The sequence below is a fragment of the Streptomyces sp. NPDC007907 genome, from assembly GCF_042959365.1.
In the GTDB taxonomy this organism is placed as follows: domain Bacteria; phylum Actinomycetota; class Actinomycetes; order Streptomycetales; family Streptomycetaceae; genus Streptomyces; species Streptomyces indiaensis.
This window is the reverse complement of record NZ_JBIBKR010000023.1, coordinates 1-2,396: the sequence shown is the minus strand read 5'-3', so window position 1 is coordinate 2,396 and position 2,396 is coordinate 1. Positions and strand designations below refer to the sequence as shown.

At 68.2% G+C, this 2,396-nt stretch carries 1 protein-coding gene; it reads right to left on the bottom strand.

Going from position 1 to position 2,396, the window contains the following annotated elements:
- A partial coding sequence (locus ACFZDI_RS35895) for a condensation domain-containing protein (protein WP_391256761.1) occupies window positions 1–2,366 on the bottom strand: 2,366 nt, incomplete at its 3' end.
- Between the last annotated feature and the right edge of the window lie 30 nt (window positions 2,367–2,396).

Genomic DNA, 2,396 nt, shown 5'->3' with positions numbered 1-2,396 from the left:
AACTCCACACCCCCCACCCGCACATCAGGATCCGCAACCAAACCCTCCAGCAAACGACCGAACCAACCCACCAAACGCTCAGCCGTCCCCGCATCGAATACATCGAGGGCGTATTCCAGCGCGCCGGCGATTCCTTCCTCCCGCTCCTCCATGTAGAGCGCGAGGTCGTACTTGGCCGTGGTCGACTGCGCATGGGCAGCGGAGCCTCGAAGGCCGGCCATTTCGAGCCTGGCCGGGCGGTTGTTCTGGAAGCTCAGCACGACCTGGAAGAGCGGGTGACGCGCCATGGAGCGGGTCGGGTTGAGTTCCTCCACCAGCCGCTCGAAGGGCACGTCCTGGTGCGCGAAAGCGGCCAGATCGCTCTCCTTGACCCGGGCGATGAGCTCGCGGAAGGACGGGTCCCCCGACGTGTCGGTGCGCAGGACCAACATGTTGACGAACATGCCGACGAGATCATCCAGCGACTGGTCGGTCCGTCCTGCGATCGGCGAACCGATCGGCACGTCGGTCCCCGCACCCAGCCGCGTGAGCAGTGCCGCCCAGGCCGCCTGCACGACCATGAACAGACTCGCTCCGGACTCCCGAGCCAGTCCGGTGAGCCCCTGGTGCACCTCGGCGGGCAGCACGAAGCGCACCCTGCCACCCCGATGTGATGCCACAGCAGGGCGCGTTCGGTCGAACGGCAGTGTCAGCTCCTCCGGGGCACCGGCCAGCGCTTCACGCCAGAACTCCACCTGACGGGACAGCACGCTCTGCGGATCCTCCTCGGACCCGAACACCTCCTGCTGCCACAACACGTAGTCCGCGTACTGCACCGGCAACGGCGCCCACCCCGGCGCCCGCCCCACACACCGTGCCCCGTACGCCATCGACACATCCCGTGCCAACGGCCCCATCGACCAGCCGTCACCCGCGATGTGATGCACCACCAACATCAGCACATGCTCATCCGGTCCGAGCCTGAACAACCGGGCCCGGACAGGGATCTCCTCCGCGAGGTCGAAGGCGCACCCCGCCGCCTCCGCCACAGCCGCGTCCACGTCCACGTCCTCCGGGCTCACGTCCGTGACGGTCAGCGCGAAGCCGCTTTCCTCGACCGGCAGGATCCGCTGGTACGGCTCTCCGTCGGCCACCGCGAAGACCGTCCGCAGCACCTCATGCCGTTCCAGGACGTCACGGAGCGCGTCTTCCAACGCGTGCTGGTCCAGCGCCCCCGTCAGCCGCACGCCGATCGGGATGTTGTAGGTCGCGCTCGGCCCTTCCAACTGGCTGATGAACCACAGGCGGCGCTGCGCGTAGGACAGCGGGACCCGCTCCGGACGTTCCCCGGCCACCAGAGCCGGACGCGCCCCTTCGGCCTGGCCGAGCCTGGCCGCGAGCCCTGCCGGCGTCGGCACCTCGAAGAGAGTCCGCAGCGCAACCTCGACACCCAGCACCGCACGCACGCGGCTCACCAACCGCGTCGCCAGCAACGAGTGACCACCCAGCGCGAAGAAGTCGTCGTCCACACCGACCGCAGGCAGACCCAGAATCTCGGCGAAGGCCTGGCAGAGGATCTCCTCCTGCACGGTCGCGGGGCCCCGGCCTCCGCCGCTCACATACTCCGGTGCGGGAAGCGCCTTGCGGTCCAGCTTGCCGTTCACTGTCAACGGCAACGCATCCAGGACCATGACCGCCGAGGGCACCATGTACTGCGGCAACCGCTCACCCACGTACTCACGCAGCTCGGCCGGGGCCCCATCCCCCACGACGTAGGCCACCAGGCGCTTGTCCCCGGGAACGTCCTCACGGGCGACCACCGCGGTCTGTGCCACCTGCGGATGTGCGGCCAGCACCGCCTCGACCTCGCCCGGCTCGACACGGAAACCGCGGATCTTCACCTGCTCATCCGCACGCCCCAGATACTCCAGCCGGCCCCCGGCCGACCACCGCACCACATCACCGGTCCGATACATCCGCGCACCCACCCCGCCGAACGGGCACGCCACAAACCGCTCACCCGTCAACCCCGGACGCCCCACATACCCCCGCGCCAGCCCCGCGCCCGCGACATACAGTTCCCCCGCCACACCCACCGGCACCGGACGCAAACCCGCATCCAGCACAAACACCTGCGTATTCGCAATCGGCGCCCCGATCGGCACACCGGCAGCCGAGAAATCATCCCCGGGACGAATGGAATACGTGACACAACCGACCGTCGCCTCGGTCGGCCCGTACTCATTCACCACCCTCGCCGCAGGATTCACCTCACGCCAACGCCGCACCACCTCACCAGAAAGCGCCTCACCACCCACCACTACATCACCCGACAACTGACGGCCCCGCGCCAGATCACCCAGCAAACCCAGATGACTCGGCGTCACCTTCAAAAACGTGCAACCCCACTCCCCCGA